The 16,601-nt window shown below is 72.8% G+C and carries 15 protein-coding genes; 5 read left to right on the top strand and 10 right to left on the bottom strand.

Annotated elements, in window-relative coordinates; all coding sequences use genetic code 11:
- The first annotated feature begins 100 nt into the window (after positions 1-100).
- The 4 genes from HNR21_RS14765 to HNR21_RS14750 all read left to right on the top strand — a co-directional run bounded on the left by HNR21_RS14765 (position 101) and on the right by HNR21_RS14750 (position 2,938).
- Positions 101-400, top strand: coding sequence for a hypothetical protein (locus HNR21_RS14765; protein WP_119727612.1), 300 nt, complete (start codon positions 101-103; stop codon positions 398-400).
- 359 nt (positions 401-759) lie between these two features.
- Positions 760-1,767 carry a mechanosensitive ion channel family protein gene (locus tag HNR21_RS14760; protein ID WP_182705675.1) on the top strand — a complete coding sequence of 336 codons (1,008 nt, stop codon included), beginning with the start codon at positions 760-762 and terminating at the stop codon, positions 1,765-1,767.
- Between the two features lie 49 nt (positions 1,768-1,816).
- On the top strand, positions 1,817-2,200 hold the full coding sequence (locus HNR21_RS14755; RefSeq protein WP_119727610.1) for a globin: 384 nt from the start codon (positions 1,817-1,819) through the stop codon (positions 2,198-2,200).
- 123 nt (positions 2,201-2,323) lie between these two features.
- Entirely contained in the window at positions 2,324-2,938 is a 615-nt protein-coding gene (locus HNR21_RS14750; RefSeq protein ID WP_182705674.1) for a hypothetical protein, read from the top strand.
- Here HNR21_RS14750 and HNR21_RS14745 read toward each other — a convergent pair.
- The 4 genes from HNR21_RS14745 to ettA all read right to left on the bottom strand — a co-directional run bounded on the left by HNR21_RS14745 (position 2,844) and on the right by ettA (position 7,703).
- On the bottom strand, positions 2,844-4,103 hold the full coding sequence (locus HNR21_RS14745; RefSeq protein WP_312881036.1) for an MFS transporter: 1,260 nt from the start codon (positions 4,101-4,103) through the stop codon (positions 2,844-2,846). The genes HNR21_RS14750 and HNR21_RS14745 overlap by 95 nt on opposite strands.
- Before the next feature lie 40 nt (positions 4,104-4,143).
- Positions 4,144-4,575, bottom strand: a complete 432-nt coding sequence (locus HNR21_RS14740) for an acyl-CoA thioesterase (RefSeq protein ID WP_182705673.1) — start codon at positions 4,573-4,575, stop codon at positions 4,144-4,146.
- Positions 4,576-4,856: 281 nt separating this feature from the next.
- Entirely contained in the window at positions 4,857-5,123 is a 267-nt protein-coding gene (locus HNR21_RS14735) for a hypothetical protein (RefSeq protein WP_182705672.1), read from the bottom strand.
- Between the two features lie 915 nt (positions 5,124-6,038).
- Positions 6,039-7,703, bottom strand: coding sequence for an energy-dependent translational throttle protein EttA (gene ettA / locus HNR21_RS14730; protein ID WP_182705671.1), 1,665 nt, complete (start codon positions 7,701-7,703; stop codon positions 6,039-6,041).
- Between the two features lie 246 nt (positions 7,704-7,949).
- On the opposite strand from ettA, the gene HNR21_RS14725 reads away from it, so the two are divergent.
- Positions 7,950-8,414, top strand: a complete 465-nt coding sequence (locus HNR21_RS14725; protein ID WP_182705670.1) for a pyridoxamine 5'-phosphate oxidase family protein — start codon at positions 7,950-7,952, stop codon at positions 8,412-8,414.
- Between the two features lie 208 nt (positions 8,415-8,622).
- Here the strand turns inward: HNR21_RS14725 and HNR21_RS14720 are convergent, their stop codons facing one another.
- The 6 genes from HNR21_RS14720 to cobA form a co-directional block, all read right to left on the bottom strand.
- Positions 8,623-8,970, bottom strand: coding sequence for a hypothetical protein (locus tag HNR21_RS14720; protein ID WP_182705669.1), 348 nt, complete (start codon positions 8,968-8,970; stop codon positions 8,623-8,625).
- Positions 8,971-9,086: 116 nt separating this feature from the next.
- A complete protein-coding gene (locus HNR21_RS14715; protein WP_182705668.1) occupies positions 9,087-10,376 on the bottom strand; it encodes a sensor domain-containing diguanylate cyclase in 1,290 nt (429 codons plus the stop codon).
- Between the two features lie 534 nt (positions 10,377-10,910).
- The gene (gene ssb, locus HNR21_RS14710) at positions 10,911-11,432 is read right to left on the bottom strand and encodes a single-stranded DNA-binding protein (RefSeq protein ID WP_182705667.1); all 522 of its coding nucleotides are present in this window, start codon (positions 11,430-11,432) and stop codon (positions 10,911-10,913) included.
- Positions 11,433-11,556: 124 nt separating this feature from the next.
- A complete protein-coding gene (locus HNR21_RS14705) occupies positions 11,557-13,230 on the bottom strand; it encodes a GTPase family protein (RefSeq protein ID WP_182705666.1) in 1,674 nt (557 codons plus the stop codon).
- 88 nt (positions 13,231-13,318) lie between these two features.
- Positions 13,319-15,211 carry a GTPase family protein gene (locus tag HNR21_RS14700; RefSeq protein WP_312881035.1) on the bottom strand — a complete coding sequence of 631 codons (1,893 nt, stop codon included), beginning with the start codon at positions 15,209-15,211 and terminating at the stop codon, positions 13,319-13,321.
- Positions 15,208-16,515: a uroporphyrinogen-III C-methyltransferase gene (cobA, locus tag HNR21_RS14695; RefSeq protein WP_312881034.1), complete on the bottom strand. Its 1,308-nt coding sequence runs from the start codon at positions 16,513-16,515 to the stop codon at positions 15,208-15,210. The genes HNR21_RS14700 and cobA overlap by 4 nt, the downstream gene beginning before the upstream one ends.
- Between the last annotated feature and the right edge of the window lie 86 nt (positions 16,516-16,601).

Raw genomic sequence — 16,601 nt, 5'->3', positions numbered from 1 at the left:
GAAACTTGCAATTCTCAGCCCGGGTAACCAAACGCAGCCAGACGATCACGCAACCAGAACCCTGTTCAACGCTCACCTGCACGCGAGGAGGGGGTGCACGGTGGCCAGCGAGGACCGCGTCGGCTATCTGGAGGATCTCGGACAGGCCGTGGGGGCGTGCGGGCTCCTGGCCAGGGTGGTGCGCACCCGGTCGGGACCGGCGTTCCTGCGGGTGGTCAATCCGGAGGCCGGCAGCCTGGCCGAGGACGTGACCTGCGCCCCCGCCCCGGGCGCGGGCGAGCACTACTACTGGTGGTCGTGGGGCGAGCGGCTGCACCGGGTGGACGATCCCGGCGGCGCGGCGTCCAAGCTGGCGCGCGTCCTGCAGCCGCACGACCGGCGGCGCACCTCACGAAGCTGAACCCTTTCCGCGTCGGCGCGGGCCGGAAAGGGTTCACAAGGCCGGTCGTGTCCCGTACGGGCGCGGCGGGGAACGGCGCGGCAGCCGACGCCCGGCGGGACACGACCGCCGTCCTTGGAAAACGACGATCCATTCCTTCCCGACAGTCGCCCCATAATCGGGCATGATTCCGGCCGGGCCGGCGGGCGGACCGGGCGACCGAATTAAATTCGCGTTGATTTGTCCGGTTCAGCGGGGCCGGTCGGCCGGCCCGGCCGGCCTGACAGGTGGGTCACATCGGCGTGCGGATCGTACGGACCGCTCCGGCCCGTCCCCTACGATCGGCTCGTACCGCAGGTCACCCACCCTGGAGAGTCCTCGTGCCGGATGCCGCGGCCCCCGGGGCGGCCGCCCCCCTGTTCGACATCGACGCCCGACCCGAGACCTACTGCGGCGAGCAGCCGATGCTGCCGTGCCGGTTGTTCTGGAACCTCACGCACAGCCCGGACGCCACCCGGTTCGTCCACGACTACCGGCTGGACCTGTGGACCAACCGGCTGGCGGTGATCGTGATCACCCTGGTGATCGCGCTGACCCTGCGCCGCGTCGCGCACCGCGCGATCACCCGGATCACCGTGCGGATGGCCGAGGGCACCAAGCCGGAGCGGCTGCGCGAACGCGGCCGGACCGCGCACGACGGCAGCACCGCGCTGCTGACCGAGCGACGCCGGCAGCGCGCCCAGACCCTCGGCTCGGTGCTGCGCAGCATCGCCTCCATCGTCATCATGGGCACTGCGGTCTTCAGCGCGCTGGGCGAGCTGGGCCTGAACCTGACGCCCGTCCTGGCCAGCGCCAGCGTGATCGGCGTGGCGGTGGGCTTCGGCGCGCAGAACATCGTCAAGGACTTCCTGGCCGGGCTGTTCATGCTGCTGGAGGACCAGTTCGGGGTCGGCGACGTGGTCGACGTGGGCCCGGCCAAGGGCACCGTGGAGGCCGTCACCCTGCGGGTCACCCGGCTGCGCGACGTCAACGGCGTGGTCTGGTACATCCGCAACGGCGAGATCCTGCGGGTCGGCAACGAGTCGCAGAACTGGGCCCGCGCGGTGCTGGACATCCCGGTCGACTACGGCGAGGACACCGCCAAGGTCAAGGAGGTCCTCAAGACCACCGCCGACGAGCTGGCCGCCGACCCGGCCTGGTCGGACATCGTGCTGGAGGAGCCGTCGGTGTGGGGCGTGCAGGGCCTGACCGGCGAGGCGGTGGTGGTCCGGCTGGTGGTCAAGACCGCGCCGGGCAAGCAGGGCGACGTGGCCCGCGAGCTGCGCGAACGGGTCAAGGTCGCGTTCGACGCCGCGGGCGTCACGGTGGCCACCCCGCCGCCGGCGTGACGCGGACCCCTGCCCCGCGGGCGTTCGGCTCGCATAGGGTGGAGGCACCATGGCCCAAGAAGTGACCTTCTACGAAGCGGTGGGGGGCGAGGAGACCTTCCGTCGCCTGGTCCACCGGTTCTACCAGGGCGTCGCCGAGGACCCCCTGCTGCGCCCCCTCTACCCCGAGGAGGACCTCGGTCCCGCCGAGGAACGCCTCCGCCTGTTCCTCATGCAGTACTGGGGCGGCCCCCACACCTACAGCATGCGGCGCGGGCATCCGCGGCTGCGGATGCGGCACGTCCCGTTCACGATCGGGCTGAAGGAACGGGACGCCTGGCTGCGGCACATGCGGGACGCGCTCGACGAGGTGGCGCTGCCGCCGGAGCTGGACAAGATGATGTGGGACTACCTGACGATGGCGGCCCACAGCCTGGTCAACAGCCCGGACTGACCGCCGCTGCCCTGGCTCGTACGGATACCTGTCGATGACCCCGTGTTTGCCCTGCCGTCGTTAGCGTGGCCACAGGGTGCGGATCGCCAACTCGGCCCATCTGAGCAGGCAAGGAGACAGGCGATGTTCGTACAGGTCATCCAGGGCAGGACGAACGACCCCGCGGGGCTGCGGCAGTCGCTGGACCGCTGGATGCGGGATCTGTCCCCGCACGCCGTCGGGTGGCTCGGCAGCACGTTCGGCGTGACCGGTGACAACACGTTCATCGGGATCGCCCGCTTCGAGTCGCCCGAGGCCGCCCGCCGCAACAGCGAGGGCCACGAGCAGGGGCAGTGGTTCGCCGAGACCTCCAAGTTCTTCGAGGGCGAGGTCACCTTCCACGACTGCACCGACGTCGAGCTGATCGCCCGGGGCGGCTCGGACGACGCCGGGTTCGTGCAGATCATCCAGCAGCGGATCCGGGACCGGGAGGCGCTGCGCGACTTCTGGACCGAGGCGCGGGAGCGGGCGATGATGGAGCTGCGCCCGGACATCATCGGCGGCGTGTTCGCCGTGCATCCGGACGGCGGCTGCACCACCGTGCTGTACTTCACCTCCGAGGAGGCCGCCCGGGAGGGCGAGCGCAAGGAGATGCCGCCGGAGATCAAGGCTCAGTGGGAGAAGGAGATGCAGTACTACGAGGGCGAGCCGGTCTTCTACGACCTGCGCGAGCCCTGGCTGTACTCGCCCTCCTCCTGATCCGTCCGGTCCCGGCCGGCACCAGCGGCACGGCCGCCAGCCCGAACGCCGCCGCGACGGCGAACGCCAGCGGGTAGCCGCCGGTGCCGCCGATCAGCGCGCCGGCCGCCGGCGGGGCGAGGACCGCCATCGCGTTCTGCGCGGTGTTCTGCACGCCCAGCGCGCGGCCCGCCCAGGCCCGTCCGGCGTGCTCGGCGACGGCGGTGAACGCCAGCCCGTTCGGGCTCACCGTGATCACCCCGGCGACCAGCAGCACCGCGACGGCGGCCGGCGACCCGGCGGCGGTCCCGGCCGCCAGCGCCGCCATGACCGCGGTGACGGCCGCCGCGACCAGCCGCAGGGGCCGCAGCCGCGTGCCCGCCCGGTCCGACCAGATCCCGGCGGCGATCCGGGCCGCGGCCCCGGCGACCGCGACCGCGGCCAGCGCCCGGCCGGCCGTCGCCGCGTCCCACCGGTGCTCGTCGATCAGGAAGACCAGGGCGAACGTCCCGACCGTGAACTGGGGGACGACCAGCAGCGCGCTGGCCGCGTGCAGCCGCCACAGCACCGGCGTGCGGTAGGGCGCCGCGGTGCGGGCAGCGTCCTGCGGGGCGTCGTCGCGGCGCGGGTCCCGGACCAGCAGCGCGACCAGCCCGGCGGCGGCCGCGCAGCACACGGCGGTGACCAGCAGCGGAACGCCCAGGCCGCCGCCGGCCAGCGGCGGGTACAGCAGGGCGGCCAGCCCGATGCCCAGCGGCGTGGAGGTCTGCCGCAGCCCCATCGCCAGGCCGCGTTCCCTCGCCGCGAACCACCCCAGGATCAGCCGCCCGCCCGCCGCGTGCACCGAGGCGCCGCCCGCCCCGGCCGCGACCAGGCACGCGCCCATGAGGGCGGGCCGTTCCTGGGCCGCCGCCGCCGCGAGCAGCGCCGCCCCGGCGGCGCCCAGCCCCAGGCTCAGGACGATCCGTTCACCCCAGCGGTCGGCCGCCGCGCCCCAGGCGATGAGCGCGGCCATGAGCCCCACGGTCGGGCACACCACGACCAGACCCGCCTCGCCCAGCGAGAGCCCGCTGCGGCGCAGCGCGGGGATCAGGTACGGCAGCCCGTACTGGAACATGCACCCGGCGATCGTGGCGCCCAGGCCGACCGCCAGGACCACCCATCGGCGCCCATCCGCTTCGTCCACATGTTGACACTACATGTCCACATACTGGACGCGGGCGGGGTCACTCCCTGGGCAGGTAACGGGCCAGCGCCTCCTGCTCGGCCTCGGTGAACCGGCGCAGCCGCCCCTTCGCCACGTCGAACGCCGCCATCGTCGAGGTCGCCGTCGCGTACACGTGCTCGTCGTCACGGATCTCGTAGGCCAGCTTGAACGAGGCCGTCCGCACCTCGGTCACCCACGTCTCCACCCGCACCGGATCCACGGTGAACAGCAGCGGCCGCCGGTAGTCGATCTCGTGCCGGACCACCACCATCCCGCGCACCGGCCGCTCCCCCTTGCGCACCGGGTCGCTGTGCAGCATCTCCAGCCGGGCGTCCTCCAGGTACCCGAGGAACTTCACGTTGTTCACGTGTCCCTGCGAGTCGATGTCCCCGAATCGGATGTGGAACTCGTACACGTGCCGGAACTGTGCGGAGGGTGCCTCAGTGTCCATGTCCTCGCCCGGGGTCGGCGGCATCCGTCAGCGGACCTCCCGGCCTCGCCGCCGCATCCACACGGCACCGGCGGCGACCCGGAGCGGTGCCCGCCCGTCCCTTCCGGGATCGCCGAGCCCGCCGAAAAGGTCCGCTCGCCCCAGATCGTAATCCCCGCCCCGGCCCTCTCCCAGGGCACCCCACTGTGGGCTCTCCCATCCGGCACCCGCTCCCCTTACCGGCCGGAACACCCTCACACAGGCGCCGGGCCCTCCGTGGCCGTGGGCGTCCGGTCGTCCGTTCAGGAGCCGGAGGGCCTGGTCGTGGTGCCCCGCACCAGGGCGATGAAGTGCTCCATGCACTGCAGGCACTGGGCGGCGTGGCGGCTCAGCCGCTGGATCTCCTCCTCTCGGAGGACCTCGCCGTCAGGGGCGAAATCCCGGATGAACGAGCACCGTTCCGGCTCCGGACTCGTCTCCTCATCGGCGAGCCCCCGCACCGCCGTCGTCTTCAGCACCACCGAACCGACCTCGTCCTCCCCAGGAGCCCCCGCCCCACGACCGACCATGAGCGGACCCTCCGGACGCCTCGGGTCCGTGGAGCGCCCGCGGGCGAGCTGTGACCGCAGCCGTTCCGTCAGCCGGGCCGCCCAGTAGCGCGGCAACGCGCTCGCCCCCTCCCGCCAGCGCACGGTACGCCGGACCGCGGACCGTAACGGGGCCGGGAGCACGGCGTTCGGCATGGGGGCCGGCGGCCTGGCGCGGGCGTCCGGTCCGTGGGCGGGCCGTCCCGGGTTCGGGGCGGACGCCGGGTGGCGCGGAAGGTCGGCCACGGGGGGCTCCTCTGCGGGGCGTCGTGATGGTCTCGCGTGCGGCGGCCGGCTGGAAATCACCGCCGCGGGTCGGCACAAACGCCGACATGCCTTGGAAAAAATACCGATCACACCATCGACTGCGCCAATTCGATCATCATCGCCGCAGGGTGAAAACCGGCATCGCAGAGCACAAGACTACAACTCCCCCAATCATGTCGAGGGGGAAAACCGTGCACAGATCTCCCGGCGGGGTCCCATCTTGGAACGGAATTCCACTCTGACGCCTGGTCGCCGGTCGCGTTCCCCGGCCGTTCGACGGGCGGGCGAGCGCCCCGCTCCGCCATATGACTCCATGGTCATCAGCTTTGTGCGGCGCCGCACGCGAGCATGGCCGTCACTCGAGGAGTGCCGGAAGCCGTACGACGGGAACGAGGGCACGGCCAGTGCATAAGGGTCTGGAGCGTCAGCGGTCTCCAGTCGGCGCCCGAGCGGCGGGCGGTCGAGGACGTTCCCTGCGGCGAAGCCGTTCGTCGGGAAATCGGAGTGGCGGCGGGGTGCCGGTGATTTCCTGCCGGAGGAATCCGGAAACGGGTGGGAATTGTCCGGGAGCGCGGACATGGAAAACCCCACCACCGGGCCGTGCGCGCGGTGGTGGGGTTCTCGGGGGCGTCAGTCGCGGGTGAGCTTGCGGTGGGTGACGCGGTGCGGGCGGGCCGCCTCGGGACCCAGGCGCTCGATCTTGTTCTTCTCGTAGTCGGCGAAGTTGCCCTCGAACCAGAACCAGCTCGACCCCTCTTCCCAGGCCAGGATGTGGGTGGCGATGCGGTCCAGGAACCACCGGTCGTGCGAGGTGATCACGGCGCAGCCGGGGAACTCCAGCAGGGCGTTCTCCAGCGAGCTCAGCGTCTCGGTGTCCAGGTCGTTGGTGGGCTCGTCCAGCAGCAGCACGTTGCCGCCCTGCTTGAGGGTGAGCGCCAGGTTCAGGCGGTTGCGCTCACCGCCGGACAGCACGCCGGCCGGCTTCTGCTGGTCGGGGCCCTTGAAGCCGAACGCCGCCACGTACGCGCGCGAGGGCATCTCGACCTGGCCGACCTTGATGTGGTCCAAGCCGTCGGAGACGACCTCCCACACGGTCTGCTTGGGGTCGATGCCGCTGCGGGACTGGTCGACGTAGGAGATCTGGACGGTCTCGCCGATCTTGAGGGCGCCGGAGTCGGGGGTCTCCTCCCCCACGATCATCCGGAACAGCGTGGTCTTGCCGACGCCGTTCGGGCCGATCACGCCGACGATGCCGTTCGGCGGCAGGTTGAACGACAGGTTCTCGATCAGCAGGCGGTCGCCGAAGCCCTTGGTGAGGTTCTCCGCCATGATCACCGTGCTGCCCAGCCGGGGGCCCGGCGGGATCTGGATCTCCTCGAAGTCCAGCTTGCGGGTCTTGGCGGCCTCGGCGGCCATCTCCTCGTACCGCTGGAGCCGGGCCTTGCTCTTGGCCTGCCGCGCCTTGGGGTTGGAGCGGACCCACTCCAGCTCCTCCTGCAGGCGCTTCTTGCGCTTGGCGTCCTTGTTGCCCTCGACCTTGAGCCGCTCGGCCTTCTTCTCCAGGTAGGTGGAGTAGTTGCCCTCGTACGGGTAGCAGCGGCCGCGGTCCAGCTCCAGGATCCAGGTGGCCACGTTGTCCAGGAAGTACCGGTCGTGGGTGACCGCCAGGACGGTGCCCTCGTACTTCTCCAGGAACTGCTCCAGCCACTGCACGCTCTCGGCGTCCAGGTGGTTGGTGGGCTCGTCCAGCAGCAGCAGGTCGGGGGCCTCCAGCAGCAGCTTGCACAGCGCGACCCGGCGGCGCTCGCCACCGGACAGCTTGGTGACGTCGGCGTCGCCCGGCGGGCAGCGCAGCGCGTCCATCGCCTGCTCCAGCTGGCTGTCCAGGTCCCAGGCGTTGCGATGGTCGAGCTGCTCCTGCAGCTTGCCCATCTCCTCCAGCAGCTCGTCGGAGTAGTCGGTCGCCATCTTCTCGGCGATCTCGTTGTACCGGTCGAGCAGCGCCTTGGTCTCGGCGACGCCCTCCTCGACGTTGCCGAGAACGGTCTTGCTCTCGTTGAGCGGCGGCTCCTGCTGCAGCATGCCCACGGTGAATCCGGGCATCAGCCGGGCCTCGCCGTTGGACGGCTGCTCCAGACCGGCCATCATCCGCAGCAGCGTGGACTTGCCGGTGCCGTTCGGCCCCAGAACGCCGATCTTCGCCCCCGGCAGGAAGTGCAAGGTGACATCGTCGAGGACGACCTTGTCGCCGTGCGCCTTGCGCACGCGCTGCATCGTGTAGATGTACTCCGGCATGCCTCAAAGCCTATGGGGTACCGGCCACCACTCGTTGCAGCCCGACCGACCCCTGCACCCACTTCCGCCCCACCGTCAACAAAAGCCCCACACCCACCCGATGCGGCAATGGCCGACCCCGCGCCGCATCCCGGACGACACGGAGGCGACTCCGCGAAAGGGCGGATCGCGTGGCGTTGGAGAGATTCCCGGCGGGGTAGGAGCGACCACCAGGAGAGTTCGAACGCCGATGGCGGGGGATCACTGATGACCGACAACGACCTGCACGGCACCCCGGCCCCCGGACGCGAACCGGTGACCCAGCATCTGGACGAGACCGAGTGCCTGCGGCTGATCGCACCCGGCGGCATCGGACGGCTGGCGTTCACCGGCCGCTACGGCGTGACGGTACTGCCGGTCAACTACAAGCTGCACGAGGGCACCATCGTGTTCCGCACCTCGCACCACGGCGCCACCGACGAGGACCTGCGCACCGGCATCACCGGCGCCGAGTACAAGGTGGGCTTCGAGATCGACCACCTCGACCCCGACCGGAGGGAAGGCTGGAGCGTCCTGATCCAGGGGTCGGCGCACCACGTGGACTCCGCGGCCGAACGCGCCGCGGTCCAGCAGGCGGGCATCGAACCCTGGCCCGGCGGGGACAAGGAGGCGTTCATCCAGATCATCCCCACCCGCATCACCGGACGACGCATCATCCGCGCCGACGCCTGAGCGCCTCCCAAAGTGACCGCGCGGCGTGCGCAAGGCATGCGCCGGTCGCACAGCCCCGGCCACCCTGACCCGCACCTTGAGGATCCAGTCCTCCCCGTACGGGCTGCGCCGGTCCGCACAGCCCCGGTCATCCCGCCGTCTGCCGCGTGATCTCTCCCTGGCGTCACCGCGTGGCAGGGGTCTCCACGGTTTCGGCCGGATACGCCGCCTAAGCCCCCGCCTCCAGGGCGTCGGCCCGCTTCCGCAGTTCGGCGGCGATGTCGTCCCAGTCCGGGCCATGCAGGTGGAGGCTGTCCGCCGCCTCCCGCATCAGCAGCGGGTCGTCGGGCCGCTGGAGGACGGCGAGCCGGTACGCCAGGTTGCGGATCCACACCGGGAGATGTCCATCGACCAGGTGGGGCGACAGCTCCCGCAGCATCGCCAGGATCGAGTCCGCGTCGGCGAAGGTCAGTTCCTCGACGAAGCGGTGCTCATGGTGGTCGGCGTCGCACTCGGGCGTGGGCCGGTACTCGTCGCCGTAGAGACAGCGGGCATGTTCCGTCAAGGTCCTGTGCACGCCTCCAGAGGCTAGAACGCCTCCGGCGCGGCCGGGACGCTGGATCCACCGGGCGGAGCCCGGCGCCGTCCCCGCCTGGATCGGCCGGTGCCGCCCGGGCCCGGGAGGTGGGGCGGTCAGGCTTCGGGGGCGTCGGGGGTGCGGGGGTCGTCCAGGGCGGGGAGGCAGACGCGGTCGCGGCCGGACTGCTTGGCGCGGTAGAGGGCGAGGTCGGCGGCGGCCAGCAGTTCGATGAGGTCCTGGCCGTGGGTGCGCAGCAGGGAGACGCCCACGGAGATGGTGACGCCTATGGTGCCCTGCTCGGCGGGGATGGCCAGGCGGCGGACGCGGCCGCGGAGGCGTTCGGCGACGCGGCAGGCCTCGACGGTGTCGGCGCCGGGGAGCAGGACCACGAACTCCTCGCCGCCGAAGCGGCCGACCACGTCGTAGTCGCGGAGCTGGCTGCACAGGGTGCCGGCCACGCTGATGAGGACCTGGTCGCCGACCAGGTGGCCGTGGGTGTCGTTGACGCGTTTGAAGTGGTCGATGTCGATGAGCAGCAGGGCCAGCGGGTCCTGGGTGCGGTGCGCGCGGGACAGCTCGGTGTCGGCCTCGCGCTGCCAGGCGTCGGCGTTCAGCAGGCCGGTCTTGGCGTCGGTGCGGGCGGCGGCCTGCAACTGCTGGTGCATCAGGCTGCGCTGCAGCAGGACGGCCGGGGGCAGCGCCAGCAGCAGCAGGAACAGCGACAGCGTGCTGATGATGGTCACGATGACGCCGACGCACAGCTCCACCACGTCCAGCAGCAGGCTCTCGCGGTTCCACAGCACGTCCCGCCAGCGGCCCCCGGGGTTGGCGGCGTGCGCGGCGATCGCCACCAGCGCGGCGTTGACCACGGTGAACAGCGCCGCGCACCCCACCGCCACCGGAACGCCCGGGTAGACGTCGATCATCCACTGCGGCGCGCCGCGCAGCGGATCCGGCACCACCAGGTGGAACACGGTGGACGCGCAGGCCCCCGCCAGGCCCAGCGCCGAGGTCACCAGCACCCGCCGGTACAGCAGGGTGCGCCGGACCCGGAACTGCAGCAGCGCCTGCATCGGGATCGGCATCACCAGCGCGTACACCGGCGGGAGCAGCAGCGCCACCGGCAGCCACCAGGCCGACAGCAGGTCGCGGGCGACCCCGGCGGGCATCCCGAGCCGCCGGGTGACCTCGACGCACACCACCCCGCAGGCCAGCAGCGCGCCGAACGTGCCCAGCTCCTCCAGCCGCACGGGGGTCCGGACGATCCCGTCGACGGTCAGCGCCAGATACAGCCCGACGACCGCGACCACATAGCTCACCAGCAGCGAGGGCCGCCGGAACCGGCGCCGAGGCACGCCCGCCAGCTCCCCGCGGCCCTCGGCGGACGACTGCACTGCCGTCATCCTTCCCCCCAATCCTCACGTTGTGTAACACGATAGTTTCAACCCGTGCGACGCGGGCCGGAAACCGCCACCTTCTTCACCCGCTCATCCCGCAGACGACACTCGCCCACGCCCGGCACGGACCCGGAGGGCCGCACCCCGTCCGGCACCCCGGCCCCGCCATCCCGCCGACCACCGCCACGCCCGGCACGGCGCACAGGCCCGCCACAACTCGTCTCGGCGCCTCGGCCTCATCCACGAGGCCGCCCGGTCACGGCCACGCCTGGCGCTGAGCAGCAGTCGGCCCAGGCCGCCGCGGTGCCCTGGCCTTCTGTCCCGCACGCCCTGGCCGTGCCCGTCAGGACGCCGTCGAACGGCCGCCCGCCGTATCGGGCATCCGCGTCCGGCGCCGAACCGGCTGCGGCTCTGGTCTCGTCTGCCCCGCCGTCCCCTGTCGGGCGCCGTCCGTATCAGGTGTCTGGAATCCCGTCCGGGCCAGGCGGGACGGGGTTGCGCGAGGAGGGCCCGGCGCCCCGGGCGCCGGGCCCTGCGGGGTCAGGCGGCCTGGGTTTCGAGTGCCTCGGCGGCCTGGGGTCCGGCCTGGTCGTCGGAGGGGCCGGGGGTGGCGTCCTCGGGGTCCGGGGGGTCGGCGGTGAGGGACCACTGGTCGGTGAGGTCGCGGGCCTCCAGGCGGTCCTCCTCGGTCATGGTGCCGCGCTGGATCCGGCGGAACTGGGCGCTGCCCCGGCTGAGGTCGTGGCCGACGGTGGTGGCCTCGACCTCGGCGGAGAAGCGGAGCCGGCCGTCCTTGACGTACTCGCGGACGCGCAGCCGGCCGGAGACGATCACCGGCTCGCCCCGGCGCATGTCGCTGGCGTTGACGTTCTCGGCCAGGGACCGCCAGCAGTTGACGGTCAGGAACATCGACTCCTGGTCCTGCCACTGGCCGGTCTGCCGGTCGTAGCGGCGGGGCGTGCAGCCGACCCGCAGCGCCAGGAAGGGGGTGCCGTTGGCCGTCATCGTGTAGAAGGGGTCCTGGGCCAGCCAGCCGATGACGGTGACGTGCGCTTCGTTCATCTCGCGGTCCTCCACTCGGATGCGGTGCGCGACCCGTTCGGGCCGCGCACCGCCCACGGTGGCGGACCCGCGCCCGGCGGCATAAGCCCCGGCGCGGAATGTGGAAAACCGGCGCGAGAACCGGTCAGGCGTCGTTCAGCAGCGCGTTGGCCTCGTCCCGGAAGCGGGCGTACGTCCGCAGTTCGTCGGCGACCGGGTAGAGCACCCGCTCCTCGGCGACCTCGGCGATCCGCTCGCGCATCTGCTCCTCCATGCGCTCGCCGTGCCGGGCCGACGACAGCGCCACCACGTTCCGGCAGGCCGAGGAGGTCAGCGCGCCCATGCCGAGCACGCAGCCGAGCAGCACCGCCACGTACGGGATCAGGCCCGCGTCGCCGACCAGGGCGGGCGGGTCGTCCGACAGCCCGGCCACCCCGTAGGCCACCAGCAGCGCGATCCACACCAGCGACAGCACGCTGACCAGCACCAGGAAGTACTGCCAGGTCTTGATCAGCCACCACCAGCGGGGCACCTGGTTGAACTCCGGCAGCACGTCCTTGAGCGAGTCGCCGAGCGCCTCCGGCAGGTCGGCGGCGTGCGAGCGGGACGCGGCGCGCACCGCGCGGGCCCAGTCCTCCGGCAGCCCGGCGGTGACCTCGTCGGTGACGCCGTGCAGCGCGGTGTCCACGTCGCCCTGCTGCGCGCCGACCGGCCCGGTGAACGCGCCGCGCAGTTCCTCGCGCAGCTCGGTCAGCCGCATCTTGCGCAGCGGGTCGCTGCGCAGCCGGGCCGCCAGCCTGGCGACCGGCCAGCCCACGTAGTCCTCGGCGCGCAGCTCGTAGGCGCTCTCCATGGCCTCGGCGACCGCGGGGACGCCGGCCGCGTCGGTCAGCGCGTCGACCAGTTCGGCGGCCCGCCGTTCACCGATCATGGCCGGCGGCTCGGCGGCGGCGGCGTACCCGGCGAACCGCCCCACCAGCCGGTCGACGTCGGCCGACAGCCGCTCGATGCGGGCGCGCCGGGCGGCGACCGTCTCGACCAGCACCGCGCGCAGGTCGGCGATGCCGCCGTCGACGACGGTGGAGGTGGTCACGATGCGCGGCTCGGCCAGCCCCTCGGCCTCCAGCAGCCGGCGCAGGTCCGACACGCAGTCGCCGACCTCCTCCGGCTGCAGCCGGTCGACCTGGTTCAGCACGATGACGGTGACGCCGGCGTGCCGGGCGTAGGGGACGATGTAGTCGCGGTGCAGCGCGGCGTCGGCGTACTTCTGCGGGTCCACCACCCACACCAGCAGGTCGGCGACCGACACGAACCGGTCGACCTCGGCGCGGTGCATCTCGGCGATGGAGTCGTGGTCGGGCAGGTCGATCAGCACCAGGCCCTGCAGCGAGCCGGCCGGGCCGCCGGACCCGTCGGGCTCCAGCGCGCCGGCCCGGGCGTACCGGTGCCGCTTGTCGACGTCCAGCCAGTCCAGCAGCGGCCCGGCGCCGTCCAGCCCCCACACGCAGGCGTGCGCCTTGGAGGTCATCGGGCGGCGCACCCCGACCGGGGACAGGTTCAGCCCGCAGATCGCGTTGAACAGCGAGGACTTGCCGCTGCCGGTGCCGCCGGCCAGGGTGACGACGGTGTGCTCGCCGGACAGCCCCAGCCGCTGTCCGGCCCGTTCCAGCAGCGCGGCGGTGTCGGCCAGCAGACCCGGGTCGATCCGTCCGCTCCCCAGGTCGACCAGCCGCTGCAGCCCCTCCAGCCGGGCGGTCAGCCCGGGTCCCGCACCGGAGTCCTGCTCCTGCTCCTGTGCCGCGGTCGTGGTCGTGGTCATCGGGTTCACCTGCCGACCTCTGGATCGTCCGGGGCCGCGGCGGGGCCGAGGCGGCGGCCCGGCGCGCGCACGCGGCCGGTGGATGCGCTCATCGGGCGACCTCCAGCTTGTGGGTGGCCTGGTACAGCCGGACGGCGGCGGTCTCGTCGGGGATCTCGGCGGCGTCCAGCGCCTGGCCGTACCTGATCGCCTCCTCGTCGAACAGCATGCCGATGCGGCTGCGCAGGTCGGCGCGGGCCTTGGCGCTCATGCCGCGCAGCGACTCGGCCCCGAACAGCGCCTTGAGCAGCCGCTGCGGCACCGCGCTGGTGCCGCCCTCGACCGACACGTCGGCGGTGCCGTACCCGAGCAGGCCGATCATCAGGACGATGGACAGCGCCTCCTCGTCGAAGGTGACCAGCTTGGCCACCGTGCGCTTGGTGACGCCCTCGGTGCGGACCAGTTCCAGCACGTGGTCCTGCCAGGAGGAGACCGCCCGGCCGACACGGCGCGGCAGCTCCGGGGACACCCCGGACAGGCCGTCCGCCGGGCCCGCCAGGATCTGCCCGCCGGCCGGGTGCGCCCGCCAGCGGTTCAGCACGTCCTCGGCGGCGTGCTCGGCGGCCGACATGATCAGCGACTCCAGCCCGGACCGCAGCGCGGCCTTGAGCGCCCGCAGCCGGGCCGGGTTGCGACGTCCCTTCCTGCCGCCGCGGTGGCCGCTGCGGCCGCGCTGGACCCGCAGCGCGCGCAGCAGGTCACCGGTGCCGGCGAAGTCCTGCCAGCGGGCCAGCACCTCGCCGCGCAGCAGCGACCCGTTGCGGGTGGCCTCGTCCAGCTCGGCCAGCGCGGCGGCGTAGGCGGCCTCGACCTCCTCGCGCAGCACGGTGCGCACCTCGGCCTGCGCCTCGACGTGCTTGGCCAGCTCGGGAACGCGGACCCGGAAGCTGTCCAGCACGCCGCCGAACGTGTCGCGGATGACCTTGGTGCGCCGGGCCGGGCTCTCGGCCAGCTCCAGCAGCCAGGCGCGGATCTCCTCGACGGTCTCCTCCGGCAGCCGGCTGTTCTCGATCCGGGTCTCGGGGATGGTGAACCGGCGGGCGTCGCCGACGCCGTGCTCGTCCAGCATCTCGGCGAAGTGGTCGACCACCTCCGCGCCGGCGCCCTGCGGCACCCGCGACAGCACCACGCCGATGGTGGCGCCCTGCTCCTTGGCGCGCTGCAGCATCTGCCAGACCTGGGCGTCGGCGTACCGGGCGGCGGTGGTGACGCACAGCCACAGGTCGGAGGCCGCCATCAGCTTGGTGGCGAACTCGAAGTGGTCCTCGAAGACCGAGTCGAAGTCGGGGCTGTCCAGCAGCGCCAGGCCCTCGGGCAGCCGGTCGCTGCCGATCACCACGAGCTGGTCGCCGGCGATGGCGTCCGGGGCGGGGCCGGGGACGCGGCCCATGTCGGGCAGCAGCGGCCCCTTGAGGAACCAGTCGGCGTGGTCGGGATGGCAGACCAGGATCGGGCTGGAGGTGGTCGGCCGCAGCACGCCGGTGGCGCTGACCCGGGCCCCGACCAGCGTGTTGACCAGGGTGGACTTGCCCGCCCCGGTGGAGCCGCCGAGCACCACCAGCATCGGCGCGCTCTTGCCGCGGATCCGCGGCAGCACGTAGTCGTCGAGCTGGCGGCGGATCTCGGCCTGGGCGGCGCGCGCCTCCTCCACGCCGGGCACCTCGAGCACCAGCCGCACCTGGTCGACGTGGTCGCGCAGCTCGGTCAGCACCCGGGCCAGGTCGACCTCACGGGCCGGGTCGGGCGCCACGGTGTACTCGACCGGCTCGGCGACGGTCTCCTCGGCCGGGTCGCCGTGCTCGTCGGAACGCCCGGTGGAACGCCCGGCGGAGTCGGCCTCGGCCGCCGCCGCGGCGGCGTCGACGGTCTCGGGGGCGGATTCGGCCGGCCCGCCGCCGGGCCGGTCGCCGTGAACCGCGCTCTGATCTGCTGGGGATGTCACGGAGCCCGTCCCATATCTCCATGCTGATCTGCCGGGGGTGCCGCGGAGCCCGCCTCGGCGGCCGGGTAGTCCGCTCGTATCATGTCGATCTCTCGCGCCACGTCCACCACGTCGCCCACGACCACGATCGCCGGAGGCCGCACACCGGCCGCCGTCATCTCCTCCACCACCGTCTCCAGCGTGGCGAAGAGGGTCCGCTGCTCCGGAAGGGTACCGTCCTGGACGACGGCCACGGGCGTGTCAGGCGACCGACCATAGCGCATCAGGGCGTTGGCGATGCGGGCCATCCGCTCCACGGCCATGAGGAGCACCAGGGTGCCGCGGGAACGGCCCAGCCCCTCCCAGTCGACGGTGGAGGCGGGGTGACCGGGGGCCACGTGCGCGGACACCACGTGGAACTCCTGGGCCACGCCGCGGTGGGTGACCGGGATGCCGGCCGCCGACGGCACCGCGACCGCGCTGGTGATGCCGGGGACCACGGTCACCGGGATGCCGTGCCGGGCGCAGTGCAGCACCTCCTCGGCGCCGCGGCCGAACACGAACGGGTCGCCGCCCTTGAGTCGCACCACGAACCTGCCGGCCCTGGCGTGCTCGACCAGGTAGTCGTTGATCCGTTCCTGGGTGACGGTCCGGCCGTAGGGGATCTTGGCGGCGTCGATCACCTCGACGTCGGCGGGCAGCTCGTCCAGCAGCAGCCGGGGGGCCAGCCGGTCGGTGACCACCACGTCGGCCTGGGCGAGCAGCTGCCGGCCGCGCACGGTGATCAGGCCGGGGTCGCCGGGGCCGCCGCCGACCAGCGCCACGCCGACCGGCTTGCGCCGGGAGTGGCGGGTCGCCCCGCCCAGCGGTTCCAGGGTGGCGTCGCGCAGCCCGTCCACGACGGCGTCGCGGATCCCGGCGGCGCGGCGCGGGTCGCCGCCCGCCAGCACGCCGACGGTGGTCTCCCCCACCTGGCCGCTGGCCGGGGTCCAGGCGGCGGAGGCCTCGGCGTCGTCGGCGCGCACGCACCAGATCCGGGCCTCCTCGGCCTCGGCGGCGACCGCCTCGTTCACCTTGGGGTCGTCGCTGACGGCCTGCACCAGCCAGGCGCCGTCCAGGTCGCCGGTCCGGTACGGGCGGCGCTGCCAGGTGATCCGGCCGTCGGCGATCAGATCCTCCAGCGAGGGGGTCACCTCGGGGGCCACCAGCACCACCTGCGCGCCGGCCGCCAGCAGCGCGGGGACGCGGCGCTGGGCGACCCGCCCGCCGCCCACGACGACGACTCGGCGCCCGCGCAGTCGCAGGCCAAGGAGGTAGGGCGGCACGGTGCTCTCTCGGTCGGGACGGTCTGGACGGCGGGGAGAAGACGTGACGGGCATGGCTTTTCGACGACCAAAGGTACTCGGGTTCA

The organism is Thermomonospora cellulosilytica, assembly GCF_014138835.1.
In the GTDB taxonomy this organism is placed as follows: Bacteria; Actinomycetota; Actinomycetes; order Streptosporangiales; family Streptosporangiaceae; genus Thermomonospora; species Thermomonospora amylolytica.
The sequence above is the reverse complement of the archived record's forward strand: the minus strand, read 5'-3'. Positions and strand labels throughout refer to the sequence as shown.

Excerpts from the sequence above, each read along its gene's own strand:
- HNR21_RS14740 (WP_182705673.1), bottom strand. The coding sequence starts at position 4,575 with ATGGACACTGAGGCACCCTCCGCACAGTTCCGGCACGTGTACGAGTTC.
- HNR21_RS14715 (WP_182705668.1), bottom strand. The coding sequence starts at position 10,376 with ATGACGGCAGTGCAGTCGTCCGCCGAGGGCCGCGGGGAGCTGGCGGGC.
- ettA (WP_182705671.1), bottom strand. The coding sequence starts at position 7,703 with ATGCCGGAGTACATCTACACGATGCAGCGCGTGCGCAAGGCGCACGGC.
- HNR21_RS14750 (WP_182705674.1), top strand. The coding sequence starts at position 2,324 with ATGTTCGTACAGGTCATCCAGGGCAGGACGAACGACCCCGCGGGGCTG.
- HNR21_RS14725 (WP_182705670.1), top strand. The coding sequence starts at position 7,950 with ATGACCGACAACGACCTGCACGGCACCCCGGCCCCCGGACGCGAACCG.
- HNR21_RS14755 (WP_119727610.1), top strand. The coding sequence starts at position 1,817 with ATGGCCCAAGAAGTGACCTTCTACGAAGCGGTGGGGGGCGAGGAGACC.
- ssb (WP_182705667.1), bottom strand. The coding sequence starts at position 11,432 with ATGAACGAAGCGCACGTCACCGTCATCGGCTGGCTGGCCCAGGACCCC.
- HNR21_RS14705 (WP_182705666.1), bottom strand. The coding sequence starts at position 13,230 with ATGACCACGACCACGACCGCGGCACAGGAGCAGGAGCAGGACTCCGGT.
- HNR21_RS14735 (WP_182705672.1), bottom strand. The coding sequence starts at position 5,123 with ATGGTCGGTCGTGGGGCGGGGGCTCCTGGGGAGGACGAGGTCGGTTCG.